The organism is Staphylococcus sp. GW821-FHT11H10 (assembly GCF_058807855.1).
Map to the genome: position 1 here is coordinate 39,095 of NZ_JBXARC010000009.1, position 15,306 is coordinate 54,400.

28 protein-coding genes are annotated in these 15,306 nt (G+C 33.8%); all 28 read right to left on the reverse strand.

The features are described from left to right. Positions 1-14 precede the first annotated feature (14 nt). The 28 genes from AC1RRU_RS06560 to AC1RRU_RS06695 all read right to left on the reverse strand — a co-directional run bounded on the left by AC1RRU_RS06560 (position 15) and on the right by AC1RRU_RS06695 (position 15,264). A complete protein-coding gene (locus tag AC1RRU_RS06560; RefSeq protein WP_285330409.1) occupies positions 15-1,319 on the reverse strand; it encodes a phage major capsid protein in 1,305 nt (434 codons plus the stop codon). Between the two features lie 48 nt (positions 1,320-1,367). After that, entirely contained in the window at positions 1,368-1,928 is a 561-nt protein-coding gene (locus AC1RRU_RS06565) for an HK97 family phage prohead protease (RefSeq protein WP_256316219.1), read from the reverse strand. Continuing rightward, positions 1,909-3,156, reverse strand: a complete 1,248-nt coding sequence (locus AC1RRU_RS06570) for a phage portal protein (RefSeq protein ID WP_493196476.1) — start codon at positions 3,154-3,156, stop codon at positions 1,909-1,911. Before AC1RRU_RS06570 ends, AC1RRU_RS06565 begins: the two co-directional genes overlap by 20 nt. Next, a complete protein-coding gene (locus AC1RRU_RS06575) occupies positions 3,156-3,332 on the reverse strand; it encodes a hypothetical protein (protein ID WP_154391858.1) in 177 nt (58 codons plus the stop codon). Before AC1RRU_RS06575 ends, AC1RRU_RS06570 begins: the two co-directional genes overlap by 1 nt. Before the next feature lie 13 nt (positions 3,333-3,345). Beyond that, entirely contained in the window at positions 3,346-5,097 is a 1,752-nt protein-coding gene (locus AC1RRU_RS06580; RefSeq protein ID WP_493196477.1) for a terminase large subunit, read from the reverse strand. Then, positions 5,090-5,560, reverse strand: coding sequence for a phage terminase small subunit P27 family (locus AC1RRU_RS06585; RefSeq protein ID WP_493196478.1), 471 nt, complete (start codon positions 5,558-5,560; stop codon positions 5,090-5,092). Before AC1RRU_RS06585 ends, AC1RRU_RS06580 begins: the two co-directional genes overlap by 8 nt. Before the next feature lie 135 nt (positions 5,561-5,695). After that, positions 5,696-6,043: an HNH endonuclease gene (locus AC1RRU_RS06590; protein ID WP_048668111.1), complete on the reverse strand. Its 348-nt coding sequence runs from the start codon at positions 6,041-6,043 to the stop codon at positions 5,696-5,698. Positions 6,044-6,208: 165 nt separating this feature from the next. Then, complete coding sequence (locus tag AC1RRU_RS06595) at positions 6,209-6,667, reverse strand: hypothetical protein (RefSeq protein WP_196306236.1); 459 nt, start codon at positions 6,665-6,667, stop codon at positions 6,209-6,211. Positions 6,668-6,687: 20 nt separating this feature from the next. Continuing rightward, entirely contained in the window at positions 6,688-6,906 is a 219-nt protein-coding gene (locus tag AC1RRU_RS06600) for a hypothetical protein (protein WP_493196479.1), read from the reverse strand. Between the two features lie 13 nt (positions 6,907-6,919). Next, positions 6,920-7,108 carry a DUF1514 family protein gene (locus tag AC1RRU_RS06605; RefSeq protein ID WP_135377922.1) on the reverse strand — a complete coding sequence of 63 codons (189 nt, stop codon included), beginning with the start codon at positions 7,106-7,108 and terminating at the stop codon, positions 6,920-6,922. Continuing rightward, a complete protein-coding gene (rinB, locus tag AC1RRU_RS06610; protein WP_493196480.1) occupies positions 7,108-7,290 on the reverse strand; it encodes a transcriptional activator RinB in 183 nt (60 codons plus the stop codon). The genes AC1RRU_RS06605 and rinB overlap by 1 nt, the downstream gene beginning before the upstream one ends. A gap of 5 nt (positions 7,291-7,295) precedes the next feature. After that, the gene (locus AC1RRU_RS06615) at positions 7,296-7,523 is read right to left on the reverse strand and encodes a DUF1381 domain-containing protein (protein WP_493196481.1); all 228 of its coding nucleotides are present in this window, start codon (positions 7,521-7,523) and stop codon (positions 7,296-7,298) included. Continuing rightward, positions 7,523-7,741, reverse strand: a complete 219-nt coding sequence (locus tag AC1RRU_RS06620; protein WP_104408286.1) for a hypothetical protein — start codon at positions 7,739-7,741, stop codon at positions 7,523-7,525. Before AC1RRU_RS06620 ends, AC1RRU_RS06615 begins: the two co-directional genes overlap by 1 nt. Positions 7,742-7,747: 6 nt before the next feature. Beyond that, entirely contained in the window at positions 7,748-7,945 is a 198-nt protein-coding gene (locus AC1RRU_RS06625) for a hypothetical protein (protein WP_048668104.1), read from the reverse strand. Between the two features lie 18 nt (positions 7,946-7,963). Continuing rightward, positions 7,964-8,137 (reverse strand): hypothetical protein, encoded by a 174-nt coding sequence (locus AC1RRU_RS06630; RefSeq protein ID WP_206950349.1) that lies wholly within the window; start codon positions 8,135-8,137, stop codon positions 7,964-7,966. 36 nt (positions 8,138-8,173) lie between these two features. Further along, positions 8,174-8,596, reverse strand: coding sequence for a dUTP diphosphatase (dut, locus tag AC1RRU_RS06635; protein ID WP_206950348.1), 423 nt, complete (start codon positions 8,594-8,596; stop codon positions 8,174-8,176). Beyond that, entirely contained in the window at positions 8,596-8,817 is a 222-nt protein-coding gene (locus AC1RRU_RS06640) for a regulator of G-protein signaling domain-containing protein (RefSeq protein WP_048668102.1), read from the reverse strand. Before AC1RRU_RS06640 ends, dut begins: the two co-directional genes overlap by 1 nt. Next, on the reverse strand, positions 8,801-9,052 hold the full coding sequence (locus AC1RRU_RS06645) for a hypothetical protein (protein WP_048668101.1): 252 nt from the start codon (positions 9,050-9,052) through the stop codon (positions 8,801-8,803). The genes AC1RRU_RS06640 and AC1RRU_RS06645 overlap by 17 nt, the downstream gene beginning before the upstream one ends. Beyond that, positions 9,045-9,200: a hypothetical protein gene (locus tag AC1RRU_RS06650; protein WP_154391857.1), complete on the reverse strand. Its 156-nt coding sequence runs from the start codon at positions 9,198-9,200 to the stop codon at positions 9,045-9,047. Before AC1RRU_RS06650 ends, AC1RRU_RS06645 begins: the two co-directional genes overlap by 8 nt. Continuing rightward, the gene (locus AC1RRU_RS06655) at positions 9,200-9,439 is read right to left on the reverse strand and encodes a hypothetical protein (RefSeq protein ID WP_206950358.1); all 240 of its coding nucleotides are present in this window, start codon (positions 9,437-9,439) and stop codon (positions 9,200-9,202) included. Before AC1RRU_RS06655 ends, AC1RRU_RS06650 begins: the two co-directional genes overlap by 1 nt. Beyond that, positions 9,429-9,608, reverse strand: a complete 180-nt coding sequence (locus AC1RRU_RS06660; protein ID WP_242539544.1) for a hypothetical protein — start codon at positions 9,606-9,608, stop codon at positions 9,429-9,431. Before AC1RRU_RS06660 ends, AC1RRU_RS06655 begins: the two co-directional genes overlap by 11 nt. Continuing rightward, complete coding sequence (locus AC1RRU_RS06665; protein WP_053037812.1) at positions 9,595-10,050, reverse strand: DUF3310 domain-containing protein; 456 nt, start codon at positions 10,048-10,050, stop codon at positions 9,595-9,597. Before AC1RRU_RS06665 ends, AC1RRU_RS06660 begins: the two co-directional genes overlap by 14 nt. Positions 10,051-10,054: 4 nt before the next feature. Beyond that, a complete protein-coding gene (locus AC1RRU_RS06670) occupies positions 10,055-10,594 on the reverse strand; it encodes an SA1788 family PVL leukocidin-associated protein (protein WP_493196482.1) in 540 nt (179 codons plus the stop codon). Between the two features lie 24 nt (positions 10,595-10,618). Further along, positions 10,619-10,813 (reverse strand): hypothetical protein, encoded by a 195-nt coding sequence (locus tag AC1RRU_RS06675; protein ID WP_037549521.1) that lies wholly within the window; start codon positions 10,811-10,813, stop codon positions 10,619-10,621. 410 nt (positions 10,814-11,223) lie between these two features. Then, positions 11,224-11,502, reverse strand: coding sequence for a helix-turn-helix domain-containing protein (locus AC1RRU_RS06680; protein WP_206950346.1), 279 nt, complete (start codon positions 11,500-11,502; stop codon positions 11,224-11,226). A 12-nt stretch (positions 11,503-11,514) separates the two neighbouring features. Further along, positions 11,515-11,697 (reverse strand): hypothetical protein, encoded by a 183-nt coding sequence (locus tag AC1RRU_RS06685; RefSeq protein WP_206950345.1) that lies wholly within the window; start codon positions 11,695-11,697, stop codon positions 11,515-11,517. Next, the gene (locus AC1RRU_RS06690; protein ID WP_206950344.1) at positions 11,694-13,517 is read right to left on the reverse strand and encodes a DNA primase family protein; all 1,824 of its coding nucleotides are present in this window, start codon (positions 13,515-13,517) and stop codon (positions 11,694-11,696) included. The genes AC1RRU_RS06685 and AC1RRU_RS06690 overlap by 4 nt, the downstream gene beginning before the upstream one ends. Positions 13,518-13,536: 19 nt before the next feature. Continuing rightward, positions 13,537-15,264: a hypothetical protein gene (locus AC1RRU_RS06695; RefSeq protein WP_206950343.1), complete on the reverse strand. Its 1,728-nt coding sequence runs from the start codon at positions 15,262-15,264 to the stop codon at positions 13,537-13,539. Between the last annotated feature and the right edge of the window lie 42 nt (positions 15,265-15,306).

The following is a 15,306-nucleotide window of genomic DNA, read 5'->3' on the forward strand; positions in this document are numbered from 1 at the left end:
TATTTAGCCTCCTTTTATGCTTCTGGTGAGCCAGTGCCTAAATCTCCAGCTGTACCTGTGTAAGTTAAGAAACGACCTGCTTCTTCTACACCTTTTACAACGTCAAAGCGCATGTAAGTTGCTAAAACTTGACCATAAATTTCATTTTCTACCCATTTAACAGTAGCTTGTTTACGGTCTGCAAAGAAGATTGCGTAGTTTAAATCGCCGATAAACGCTTTTTTATCGCCCTTAGCACCTAAAATTTCATCTTTAACGATGAATACTGGACGACCAAATAAAGTTGTACCTGATTTGCTAGTGATATCTTGTTTTAATAAATACTGACCATTTTTGTCTTTAAGTGTATCTAACGCTTGATAGAACGATTGAGACACAACTAATGAAAGATTATAAGCTGGATCAATATCTACATTGATGATTGCTTTAATATCATCTAAGTTAGCAGTATTAACTGCCTCAAATGTTTTCATTACATCTGCAATTTGTTGGTTAGTTGTATTCAAAGCTTGACGTGCATTGTTTTTAGCAATGATTTGAGCAAGATTTGCTTCACTATCGTCTAAACTTTCTTGAGAAACTGGAATTTGACCACGATATGTTTTGATTTTGTAATCAATGTCTGTGAATTTAGGTTTAGCTAGTTCTGGGTTTTTCTCTAATTCTTCAACTGCAATCATTGTTTCTTGTGCAGGATTTAAAATTGGATGAGAGCCAGCAGCAGTTGTAACTTGTTGAACGTTTACGAATTTTTTAAGGTCAACTACCGTTTCAGGTAATTCTTCTGGCACATACTTAATATCTTCTGGAATTAAAGGTTGTGCATCGACTGATTTAACGTTGTCACGTTTAGCCCCTTTTGATTTAATGTAATCTACAAAGCCTTGTGCTTCGTCAGATAACTTGCTTTGTTTGTTTTCAATAATTTGTCTTGTCATTGAGCGTTTGCCTCCTGGTTTCTTTTTATCTTCTAATTCATCGTCAGTTGGTTCTTCAACTGTTTCTTTTTTCACTTCAACCTTTTCTGGTTGTTCTTTCTTCTCTGTTACTTCTACATCTTTACTTTCAGCATCTGGTTTGTCGTTTTTCACTTCTGTTTCTGTTTTCTCAGTAGATGCTGGTTTGTCGGAATTACTTGATATTTTTTCTTCTGATTGAACAGCGTCAGCAATTTCTTTTTGTTCATCGTAAGTTGCTTTAGCTTGTTCAATTTCTTCTTTTAACTTTCTAGCAGTTTCCACATCTCCATCTGCGACTGCTTTTTGTGCTTGGTCAATCAAATCATTAATCGACTTCGCTTGTTCGTCTAATGTAGCCATTAGCTTCACTCCTTTAATTTATTTATTAAAATTCGGCAAAAAAACAGCCTACGTGTCTACACGTAAGCTTTCTAAGTCGAATTCTAATTTATACTTTTCTAACTCTTTAAATTTGTCGAGACCTTTAGCGCGTTGTCCTACAACAACAGATGTATCTCGATACGCTGGTAGAGTAACAATACTCACTTCTAGTAATTCATCAATCGTGTTAATCGTTTGTACATATTCACCGTTAATCTTTGACCATGTTCTTGCAGTATCGTCGTTAATAGGGAGTGTATAAAAAAAGCTGCATTGGTTTACATTGCCTGCTTTGATATTTTCATAAATATCTCTTGCATAGCTTGTATTTGGTAAGAAACACTTGAAATAAAGACCTTTATCGTCAACAGTTAGTTCTAACGTATTTGCTAATGTACGACCAACAATTTGATTATAATCGTGATTGATTAAACACTTAACGTCTGTTACATCTACCTGACTTAGTGCAGTCGGACTTATAATTTCTTTAAACCCTCCTAAGTCATCGCTTAATGTGTCGAAAATAATTGCGTAACCTTCTATTACCATTTCTTCATCAGTAGTTGTTTCAATCTGACTGTATGCCACCCAGTTCATCACCTCCTTTATTGAGGCTATCTATATTCTTCTGAACTTTACTATCTTGATAAGCTGATAAATCTTTTAAGAATATAGTATTTAAATCTGCGAGTGGTTCACTGCCATTTTCTACTGGTTTAAATCCAAATTGCGCTCTAGCTTCATCTAACGTAATAATTTTCTTAGTAAATAACTGCGTAACACGTTCAAGTTTTACTTCTGGATCACTATCAATCAAACGTGCTACGTCATAATCGAGTGTTACTTCATATGGCGCTTGAGCAAATAATTTTTCTTCAATTTCTGCATTCATCATTGAGAAAATTGGATATAACGTACTTCTGTAATATTCAATACCACTGTCTTTTAAAGAAGTATTCACAGTTTCAATGCCTAGTTTCGATAAAGGCAAACCAAATGCTTTAGCAACCTGCTGGGTACTAAATTTATAGCTATTTAAAAAGTTCAACACTTCGGTTGGTACTTTTAATCTGTCAAAAGTCATTGTATCGTCTAACATTACTAAACCGTTATTATTCTTTAATTGACTGTTTTCAAAGTTTTGTCTGATTATCGCTAATTCTTCATCAGAATAACGACCATCTTCGTATTTAAGTATTGCAGTAGAAGTGCCACCATTTTTAAAGAACTCATCTAAGAATTTCTTACTTCCCATTGAAATGCCTATTTCATTAGCTAGAGCAAATAAAGGACTATAACCGTTAAATCCGTCCATCGAGAACATTCTAAAATGAAGTACATCATCTGTATCAAAACGGACATGACCGTCACGTTCATCAATATAGTTATACTTAATTTTATCGTCTATTTGTTCAATAGATACTGCGTTATTTTGCATGTGGTAAAGTTCTATCGGTTGTCCTTTATCATCTCTTACAATTTCAACGTATGAGTTACCATTTAAAAGCATGTTAGCTACAAGAATGTATTTAAAGTGCCATGCATCTAAATATGGATTAGGTCGCTTGTTAAGTAGTTTGAGTATCTTTTTATCATCATCTAAATAGCTATCTGCATCGTTAAATTGAATACTGGTACTTGCGATATCTTTAGAGATGACATCTATTGCTGTAAATACATCACTGTTCCTTAATGAGCTAATGCCATTCCATGTGATACCACCTAAGCCATTTGCTTCTGTAATCATACGTAAGGTGCTTCTATCAACTGTTACTTCATTACTACGTCTGAAACCATTAAAATTAAATACGCCCATTAACTATTTCCACCTCCTCCCTTGAAAGGTTGGTCAAGAGTTAATGCAAAACCAGTTACTAATAAACCTGCAACAATAAATCCTAATGGTTGCCATGCTAAATATGCACCATATCCAATTAAGATAATTCCGACTAATGTTAATAGTAAGATGATAATATTCTTTGCAATTTCCATGTGTGACACCTCCCTAAATAAATACTGGTAATGCTCGTTTCTTATCCCACTCATGCTCACTTGCGATGACATAAGCAAAAATGGTACTCATTAATGGATCAATCTTTTCACGATTGAGTTTTTTCTCAATCATGACACTATCATTCACATTTTTAGAGACTGCATTTTTAACTGCGATATCAAGTAGTGGATTTTTATGATGTTTAACCTGTTCATCTATAACTTTCAATCTGAAATCAATAACTGGATTAGATAACGTCATAGCACCCTGACGAATTTCAATCAATTCATAACGCCAGTTTCGTTTTTCAATTTCTGCAATAAAACCATGAATAGCATGTGGATCATAACAAATTGCTTGAACATCTAAATTGTTAGTTAAGATGTATTTCTCTATATAATCTAAAACTTGATTGCTATTAATAATGCCACTTTGTAAATCTGTGATAGTGCAATAGCCATGTTGTGCCATTTGTCTGTAATCTATTAAGTCACGTTCAATTTTTGCTTGTAGTCCACCTTTAGTGGCGACAAATGAATGACTTGTCACAAAATATCGTTTCTTAATTTCATCTAAATGTATGAATGAAACTGCTGTTAAGTCATCAGCACGAGATAAATCTAGTCCGATATATGTTTTAGTGCCTTTAATATCGAATTCAGTTTCATTTTTCTTCCAGTCGTTAAAATCTAGGTAACTTTCTTCTGATGCTTGCATCCAGTAATTAAAGTTTTTTACTAATACTCGGAACATCGTGCCTTTTTTTACTGCTTCATCCACACGTTTTTGTAAGAAATCTTCAATTTGTTCTTTTAGATCATCACTTTCATTGATAAGTGGATTACTTTTTGCCCACATTGATTTGTCTTGCCATTCTTCCTCGCTATCTTGTTCAAAGATAATCGCAAAATATTGTTCATCTCGGTAAGTATCGGCAAGTATTTCTTTAGCGTAAGGCCATTCATCCATGTACATTGGTGCATTTAAGTTAAATCCTGCTGTTGAAATGATAAAAATTAAGCTTTGCATCAAGTTACCTTGACCTGATTGGATAAGTTCTAACATTTCGTTTGTTTTTGCAGCATGATATTCATCTATAACAGCTAAAAACGGCTCAAAACCGTCAACTGCCCCTGTATCACGAGAGAGAGGCATAACGTATGAGCCATCTTTTGTATGTTGAAGTAGTTCTCTAACCTTTTTAACGTCCTTTTTTAGTTCAGGCACTTGAGAGATGAAATACATAAGTTGCTTAGCTACCATATTGAATACGATACTAGCCTGTTTCTTATCATTTGCAGCACAAAATATCTGGCGACCTTCTGCTGGTTCTCTATCGAATAAGAATGAGTAAAGCGTTAAACCACTAACTAAAAGCGATTTCCCGCCTTTACGAGCCATTGAGATAAATGCTTTATTAAATCTTAGATAATCATCTTCTTCAGTAAACCAACCTCTTACCATTGATACGATAAACTTCTGAAACAATGCGAGTTTATTAAATTTACCTTTTGTATCTGGCAATACTTCAATAAATTGAATAACTTTCTTTGCACGTTTAGGTTTATATACATAAGGAAACTCATCATCTTCAATACTTCGCTTGATATCTCTTAAATGTCTAATACAAGCAAGTTGTGTATCTTTGCAAGTAATAAATGTGCCAGATAGTACCATGACACAGTATTTGTAAGCATCATCTTTATACTCATTAGGAATGTCTAACAGTTTTTCATATTCTTTATTAATTTTTACGTTAGTCATCGTCAGCAACACCAAATTTACCGTAAATAGATTGTTTTTGTTCGTCTGGTGTAGGTACAACTAACTTCATTCGACTGTCAATCGTCATTCCTAACTGCCCACAGATTGATTTAAGTTCTTTTATTCCATCCATGTAAGTAAAGTATTGAGGTGTTCGCTTTGTACCTTCTTCATTCACTGTGCCATGTTGCATAATATGGCGATACGCTTCATCTGTAAGTGATACTAATTGGCAGTAACGTTTAATGCGATCATAATCGAGTTCTGCAATAGGTAATTGTTCAAGCAAAGGAATGATACGTTTCCATTCTTCTTTACCTTCTTTAGTCAAATCAGACGGAACACTCTTAACATCAATCTTATTAAATTGAGATAAACCATTTTCTTTAAGTTCTTGATATTCTAAATCTTCTTTATTGTGATTTCCTGTTTTTGCAGCGTTCAATTTACGTGGTCTAGCCATGTTCTCACCTCCAAATAGCGATTTTAGATTTTTAGTTTCTAGAATTTGGGTACAAAAAAGTTATCGAGCGATTACGCCCTACGTGCATCAGACAGGGGGTATATCAAGCCCTCCCTTAAAATTCCGATACATTGTTCATCGTTTCCGTCTTTGCCCTCTATGGCTCTCTAAATGGCACTCGGCACATACCGTTTCCAAGTTGTTTATATCAAGTCGTTTTTCCCAATCATCTTTTAGTTCAATAATGTGATGAACGTAAAAACGTTGACCTTTTTTCACTGGATTAACGTAACCTTTTCTAAGACACGACTGACACAGATATTTATCTCGTAATAGCACTTGTTTACGTTTATTTCTCCACTCTTTTGAGTGATAGAACTCCATATACTTGCTATCCTTACCATATCTCGTGTGTGCGTTATACTGTTTGGCATTACGTTGCCTATTACGTTCCCTTTGTGCCTTGTACTCGCTCTCAGTCATTGTCTTTCTTCCTTGTCTAATCTTTGGTTGAATGAATGACAAATGATTTCACTTCTTTCAAGACAAAAAGAAAAGAACAAACAACAATAAAGTTGAATGTTCTTTCTGATTGTTAGATATTATTATCACAATTCAATTATAAGTTTTATTTATTCATATACAAAATTAATGTTGATGTTGCTTATCTTGTTGAAGTTGTTGATTGTGTTGATGTTGTTGTTTGTGTTGTTCTTGTTGATTGATATAACTGTTCACAATCTCATCTATTCTTTTGTTTAAGTTATCTCTACCAATCTTCATAATCTTTTTGACTTGAGTGAAGTTCTTTCCTTTTTTAAACTCATACAAGATATTAAGATTCATATCATCATTTATCTTATGTTCATACTTATCTATAAACTCTACAACTTCTATATGTTTGTACAACACTCTGTACAATGTGTCGTTACGTGTAACGATATTCAATACCTTATTTGAAGTATTTCCTTTACCCTTTGGCATAGTCGCTTCTATACCATACTGAGCAGTGCTATTACTTTCTTTGGTATATCCTTCATCCACAAGTCTATTTCTTCGCCAGTGATAACTATATATCATATCCCTTATTTGCTCATGTGTGTACAAGTGATTACCTCCGTTAGTTATTATTGGTCAAAAGGTGTACGTTCTACTTTAATAATTTCTAAAGCCTGTTCTTCTGTAAAACCTTGTTGTCTTAAACTTGTTAATCTCTCACGTTGATATTCAGATTTCATCTTAGCAACTTCAAGTATTAAAGGTAACATCGATTTCATTTCATACATTTGATTGTGAATATTCATACCTTCTCTTTTACTACCGTCCATATTAAATATGTTATCCATTACATTACTTCCATTACTTAAACTGTTTCTTTGCTCTCTCAATCTCACGTTCAATATCTTCTATGTCACTTTCTCTTACAAACTTACTAAAGAGATATACGTTGGTGTATTTCAGTGCATCTAACTCCTGACGTAACACTGTGTTGTTACCTATCGCTATGAGTAGAAGTATACCGAGTATAATGGTTAATGCTATCCACACTACTCACTCACCTCTGCTTTAATTCTGTTAATATCGTATTGATCACTCTCTCTAGCAAAGTCTTTAGGTGCAGTATCAATATCATCTTCACTCTGCAACTTAACGATAAGCTCGTTAGTTAAATATTTGCTTAGTTCATACAACGCGATAATGAACCATATTTTTAGTATGCGTTTAAACATTCCGTTCACTCCTTATCGAATATTCCTAATTTTTTATATTCATCTTCTAGCCAACGCCAATTTGTTTTAGGTGGTTTAATGCAATTTAATAACCCTTTGACTTCGACTTTCTCTTTAGCTTCTTCTTTACTCTCTGCCTCTACCAACGTCATACGTTCATTCTCTCTAGGTTCTTCTACATTTACATGCACATGACCTGTGCTATCTGTGAATTCTCTGATTAGGAATTGCATTATTCTACAACCTCTAAAATCTCATGTTTCATTCTGTATTCTTTGACAGTACCATAGCAGCGTTCTGCAATATCCATAGCACTATCTAAATAAGAAGTTTTAATAGCTTTTTCTATGTTTTTAGTGAAACTGTATACATTTCCAAATGCATTTGTTGATACATACAAGCCACTCTTTATTTCAATAATATATTTCTTGTCATTTTTATTATCTTCCATTCCCACTCACTCCTTATCCAGCTTGTTATTCTCGAATTGTTTTCTTTTACGTTCTTCAAACTCTTTGCGTTTGTTTCTAGTTTTCTTTGCAATTCTTTTATATTCACGTTCTTCTTTGGTATTTTCTAAATACATTTTGACAATCATTCCTGCCGAACTGACTAATAATAGTAAGGCTATAATAATTAAAATTAGTTCTGTCACTTCCCCAGCACTTCCTATCTATTTGAATTCGAAATCGACTTCAGTCGGTATAACTACAACTTTATAATTCTCATACACCTCTTTAATTTCATTTGATATTTGATTTAGACCAGTAATGTCTAAGTTTTTTCCTTGTAATATGAATATCTCTTTATTCCAACTACGAAAAATAATTCTAGTACGTTCTCTCACTTCCCCAGCACCTCTTTTACTTTTTCTAATATATCCTTACCCTCCTGTGCTTCCATACGCTCCTCTTTCCGACACTTCATCAAACTCTTGCACCTCCGTTGGCTCTGGTAACATTACTGGCGCAATGACTAATTGTGCTAAACGTGTACCTGCTTTAACTACGATTGCCTCATCACCGATATTGTCTGTAATAATTCCAATTTCTTTGTTATACGTGTGATCAATTGTTCCAAGTGCTACACGTAACTTAGTTTTAAGTGAATTACCTGAACGTGGTCTCACTTGCGCCTCATATCCATACGCTAAATCAATTGCAATGTGTGTTGGTACTACGACTGTACTATGAGCAGGAATAGTTGTATCTTCTGCGACATATAAATCTAATCCACTATCTGTTGGATTTGCTCTCGTTGGCAAGATTGCATTTTCTGATAATAATTTAATTGGTAAAATTGACATTATTTTCTCTCCGTTTCTTCTTCCATAATTTGTGATAAACGATATATTTGAATATCAGACATTCCTATTCTGTTACACGCTCTGAAAAAAGCTTGTTCTTCTTTTGATTGTTCTCTTTTTGCATACTCTGTAAATTTATATGCTGCAATTAAGTCCTTAACTATTCTAGTGACTACTGTTCTAATTATTGATTTACCTACAAATTTAATTACGTTTTTCATTTATTGTTCCTCCGATATTTGAATTAATTGAATGTTGTACCATTCTTGATAAACGTTCCCTTTCTGCTTTTGTATCAACTATTTGATATCTGTAATTCAACGCAGGTGCTACTGGTGGTTTAAGTGGCGACTGCTTAATAACTACTTTTTGTTCACCGACCAATGTATGAAAACTGCCACCATTCAATAAGCTGAGTAAGTCATTTTCATCTAGGAATATAGTTTGTTCACTCATCGCTATCACTCTCCAAATCTTTTAATAAAGTTTGAATATAAGTTTTAGATGCACTTAATAATTCATTTTGATAAGCATTAAGAATTGATTTATCTACTTGCTCGATATGCCATAATGTCTCTTGTAAGTTATCTATATCTTGAAACATTAATTGTTGACCTCCTTATATTTGTCTACAATTTTTGTGATTTCATGTGCATAATCATCAGGCGTTACTATATAGTCAACGTTTAAAATCTCATCAAACGCCTCTGCCTTACGTTTAATGTCTGCAATATCATTGATGAGTTCGTCGCGTTCTTTCATACGCTTACAACATTCGTTAAACCAGTATTCTGACTGCAATTGGTAGTATTCTTTAGTGTTCGGTTCTATGCTATTTCCCATTACTTACACACTCCTTGTTCCTTTTTATGTCACACTCCCTAACTTTTCCTGCTACCTTAACCACAAAGCCGTTGACACCTGGCTTACGTAATTCCTGTTGTATCTGTGTAGGTGTCTTGGCATTAGTTTTATATTTGTATCGTTGGTATACTGTGTTATCGAGTTGCATTGTTCAGTACTTCCATAAATCTATCTGCGTACTCTTTCAACTTGCTTTGGTCTTGTAGGTCATTTTCTTTACGACCTGTTCTAAGCGAGTAACGCATTTGAGTAAACTTCATAGCACCTCTGAATTCTTCATCGGTAAATTGTTGGCGACAGAACTCAATTAAATCGATACCATTTTCACTATGATAGTGCGATGGTTGATGTACCATATCCACCTTACGTGTGAATGGCTCGTTTACTCTCACAAAGTCATCGTTATCTGTAAGTGTGAATTTATAACCACCTGCATTCTCAACCTCTGCGTACCAAACTGTTTTTAATAGTATTTCTTTTGCATACACACGATTGACTATGGCCGTTTGCATGGCAGTAACACCTTTAAATGTTGCTTGGAACTGAACAATATTATCTACTTTCAAATCAATTATCCTTACATTTTCCATTCTGCTACCCCCTCTGTACATTGCCGTATTGATCTGTTTTGACTTTGGCAAATACATTGTTATCGAATAAGTGAACGCAATATTTATCAAATACATGTTTTTGTGGTGTACCGTTAAATAAATGTGGCTTGCGCTCTTTTAATCTATTTAATTCACGTGCTTTGATACGTTCCTCACGCTCTCTCTGTTCTGCTAAGTAATTCATATCATCATCGCTTTCCTTTTCATAAATTGTGTATTCTTCCGGTATAACTTCTTCGATAGGTTGTTTTCTAACTCTTGAGAATATTTTCTGTGTGCTTAGGTTGTATTTTTGTCGCATGTTTTCAAAATCTGACCTTTTAATGTAGTAAATATCATTAAATACTGGTACTGCTAGATACACACCATTCTTAAACGGTACAAAGTTATGGTTTAAATAAACTGCGTCTTTAATGTTCCAACCTTTTGCGATACGTTCATCAAATGCATCGGCTGTTACCTTACCTTTGCGCATTTGATTAATTTCGTCTTTCGATAATGTGTATTCTTGACCTTTATACATAATTTTTTTGCTTTCGGCATGGTGTCACTTCCAATCTGCATAACTGACACTAACGTCAGTAATGTTTTTGATATTATCGAGTAAATTGTCAGGGTCATTTTTATATCTATTAGAGTAATGTTCGATATAGTTTTCTCTATCTGCATGTTTGTTTATCCAAATAGGTTGTTCTACTTCGACGGTTAGATCGAATGTGAGTTTTAGTGTTTCTTCCTGCATAGTTTCATTCTCCCTTCGTGTACATTTACAACATCTAATACTTAATACATCACAAAGGTTACATTTTCAAAATTTATGTAACCAAATGTAACCATTTTTTGAACCTCAGAAATCCCTCAACAATAGGCTTTATATAGTATCTAGTTACTTGTTACATTTTTTTTAAAGATAGAAAGTATATAGAATATAGAGAGTCGTAACTTTTGTGCAGATGGTTCTCTGAGAAATTCTTTGGCGCCGGATATTTGTGTAACTTATAACCCGATTTCCTCTGAACCCTTACTCTCCCAAGGGTTTTGGCGGTTACTTTTTTTGAAAACACTCAAATTCATGTAACCCGCCTTTGTTCAAAAACCTCAAACCCCTTGATATGACTGATTTCTAACGGTTTCTTATTTTTGTAACGCACTTTATTTATGCTTTTCTACTTGATGTGGTGAGTAAATATATTCAGGTATCTGAACGTATTCGCTCATTTCATAAATCCATATCTTCTTGACCGCGCTATTCATTCTGAGGGCATCGCATAAATTCTCTATTTGGTGAACACCTTTAAAACAATAGTTACCTTCTTCAATCATTCTTATTCTGTCAGTGGATAACTGAGCGACCTTTGCCACATCTTCTCTAGTCATTCCACGATTCTTTCTATGTCTTTTTACAGCTTCGCTAAAAGGAATGTTTGGCACTAAATCACTCCTTTACAGTTCGATGTACTCATGATCAGCGTATTCATTTAGTTCGATTCGAGCGCTTTCCTGATACGCGTCAATGAATTCGTCCTCTGAAGCAAAATCTTCCATTGTAAGAGTGTTATCGAAAACGATATTATAATGTTTTGAGATTTCTTGTTTATCTTCTAATTCTTTAATTGACATTCTCATTCGTTATCCTCCTCATAAGCTCTCATTGTTTTACCATTCTTTTTAATTGGTTTAGGTGATAACCCAAATCGCTCTTTGATATTTATTTGAAATTGCTTTTTGCTCATTGTGTTTAACCCGTTCTCGTCACAAAAAGACTCATACTGTTCATATATTTCTGGTGGTCTCAAACCATGAATATCTTCTTTATTAAAATCTTGTAAAAATAATCCTGACGTGTCATTTTCATCGTGGTAATCTTGGTTGAACTTTGCAACATTAACACTTTCAGTAAATGTGACGTTATTGTATAAACGCATATATCCATCTATGATGAGTCTTATCCAATATTTCATAGCTTTAGGTGTTGTTAACTTAGTTATGAATTTAGGGTCTTTTTTTGTCGGTTTTGAATACATCGGTAACCAAACCACTCTACGTTTGTATGACTCTCCCTTTTCAAATGATTTTAAGATGTGATTAGATGTGAAAATAAGTGTACAAGTTAATTCAACATCTTCTGATTGTTTATAGAGCTGTCTCATCGAAACATAGTCGCAGGTTGAAATATTTTTTAATAACTTCATTTGGTCGTTATTAATCGGTTCATCTTGAATATCGTCACCAAGATTTGCAAGTTTACCTTTCATACTTGAAAAATACCTTTCATCACTCATATTTCTGATTGATAACCCTGTGACATTCTTTCTATTTAAAATAGCTCGAATTATAGTTAATAACGTTCCTTTTCCGTTCCCACCATCACCAACAAAGATGAAGAATTTACCCATTAACCTTTTGAATTCCGGATTAACAATTAGAGTGTGACCGATAATCTCGTAAAGTAGTTGTTCATAGTCTTTATCATTATTTGTAAGTAATTTAATGTAGTCGTCCACTTCTTGAACAGGTTCTGCATCTGGTTTGTAATCGATATCTATAACGTAAGGTGTAAACTCTTGATAATTGACGTTGATGAATTCACCGTCTTGTAAAATTCCATTTTTAAATCTAATAGGGAAAACAGTATTTGATGGTATGCGATGACTTCTATATTCAACTTGTTTCATAACTTCATCTATAAAGTTTGTTTTCTTTGGTCCTGATAGTCTGAATATATGTTGTCTAAGAATAGCCATATCGTCTGTATACTCACCGTCACTGTCTTTAAAAAACAATACGTCGTTGTATATAACAGTGTTGAATATATTCATGATTTCTGTCGCTTTAGCATAATGTTCATCTTCGTCGGATGACGTCGAATCGTTTGAGCGTGATAACTGCTCAAATTCAGATTGATCTAAAGGCTCAGCAAAAATGTGATCGTTAATGAATGTTAATATCGCGTCAGTGTGTTTGTGGCGATTTAATTTCATTTTGTGACGATATAATTTTTGGTTTCTTCCATCCCCATCATCTAATCCATAAAGTGACTCCAATTTGCTAACTGAATTCGATAGCACGAATGGTAAGGCTTCTCTAACACCTTTATTTTCAATTTCACGCATCTGCCCACGTCGTTTAATAGTGATTGATTTAGTGTTTTTAATATGTTTGAATTCAACGCCAAATCCTAAAGGAGTGATTGCGTTTGCACCCCTAAACGTTGTCGGTTTTTTGAAATATAGATGTACACCTCTATCGGTCCAAACGGTTTGAGTATTGATGTTGAACGTTTTTAACATTTTCTTGATGATGTCTTTAGGTAAATCATCTATATCTACAATCAGATCGTTATCGGTTAGCAACCAACCTGCGTTTCTAAAACCATCTGGGAATTCGCTGATATCTGCATCAGGTAAAGCATGTTTTGAATTATCATCTTTGTATTCTACATACAATGTTTATCCTCCTTTTTAATCAAATTGATTCTTTCCATCTTTCTAATCTTTTTATAAGAATTTGGTAGTAGTGATTGATATCTATACGGTTATCAAAATCATTTATCAGACTTTTACCATCTTTGTCGTATATTTCGTCATTCCATAAAAACATGTTTTCAGGCGCATCTGGGAATCTTGCCCATGATTCTTGTCCGTCTACATTTTTTACTTTGTATAAAACGTATGGTGTTGTTGATTGGTTTGCTGCAAAAACTCGGTTCACTTTTTGTAATTTTACTTTATTGTTGTCAAAAGTACCCTCGTATGTTCTGCCAGCTTGCAAAATATATTGGTATAAATGCGGTTGTGATTTGTATTCTATTAGAGTGTTTAGAATAGGTTTGTCGTATACCAAATGATCTACTAAAGCGATATCTAAGATGCGCGCATTATTGTTTTTAAATTTAGCGTCCTCGTGATACCTGTTAACATCTCCACCTTTGACTTTGATGCTTCCATCGGGTTCTACTGCTATATAGTTGTTAACGTCTTTTTGAATAAGTAATTTGAACAAATCTTCTTCAAGCGTTAATTTGAATTCTTCTTCCCAATCTTTCCAAACTTTTTTATATTCGTCTGAATCAGTTGTGAAAGCGACACCGTCGGTATTGATGTTTAATATTGTGCAAGTTTCTGAAAGTCTTTTACAAAGTGTATAAAGGGCTACTTGACCGTATACGCAAACCCCTACCGCAGCTTGACTGTTTTTTAACGACGAGTATTTATTTTTCAAATTCCCATACACACTGTTAAGAATTAATTTAAGCGCGTTAGATTTCTTTTTATCTACATGTTTGATTTTGATACGCTCATCTAAAATGTTTTTGTATTTTTCTAATGCTTTAGGTGGTAATGCTTTTATGTTCAGGATAATGTGAGGGTACATTGAAGCAACGTCTAATAATTTAACGTCTCTGGCTTTATAAATGTGCTTATGCACACCGTGAAGGCCACCGAAACCAAATTCTATTTCGCAATCAAAATCTTCTATTTTAATTGATTTCTTATTGGGTTTTCTCGAAGTCCACATATCCACAACTTGTTCAGGTACATTATTCAAATAACCATCAGGTATATGTGTTTGGAAATCCGCCCATTCTTTTTGACCTTTTTGTTCATCTAAAAGAATGTTTGATGAGATTGTCGTTGTGTTCCACTTAGCTGCTTTTTCATTACCTAACATATCCACCAAGTCATCTTTGATATCGAAATAGTTAGTTTTTCGTTCTTTGTAAACATCGATAGTGTTTTCAACATCGTATGCGCAGTAATTCATTTCTTGTACGAGTTCTTCCTCGGTAAGCTCTCTATCAATGTCAAAACCTATATCGGTTTCTAAAATCATTTTTCCAACATTGCCTTCTATCTTTTTAAGCGAAGGATTAGACACATCGATCTGTTGAAAACAGTCATATGTTTTATTTTTAATTCTTGGATAATTGACAAAATCACCTGAAATGATATTGTCGTTGATTTGTTTGATTTGTTCTTGAGTTTTGCTATCAGACATAGCTTTTAAAATTTTGTCATCATAATAGTTATTGTTATAACCAACTAAGGTTTTACCTTTGATGAACTCAGTTAACCCTTTGAAGTTTTGTTCATTCGTAAAGATTCTTAACGTTTTTTTATTTATATTTTTAAATACAACAAATGAGTTGTACTTATACACTTCAATATCGTAAAAAAGTAAATCATCAGTCATTCATTTTCCTCCTAAATCGTTAAAAGAGAAGCCGGATAAAAC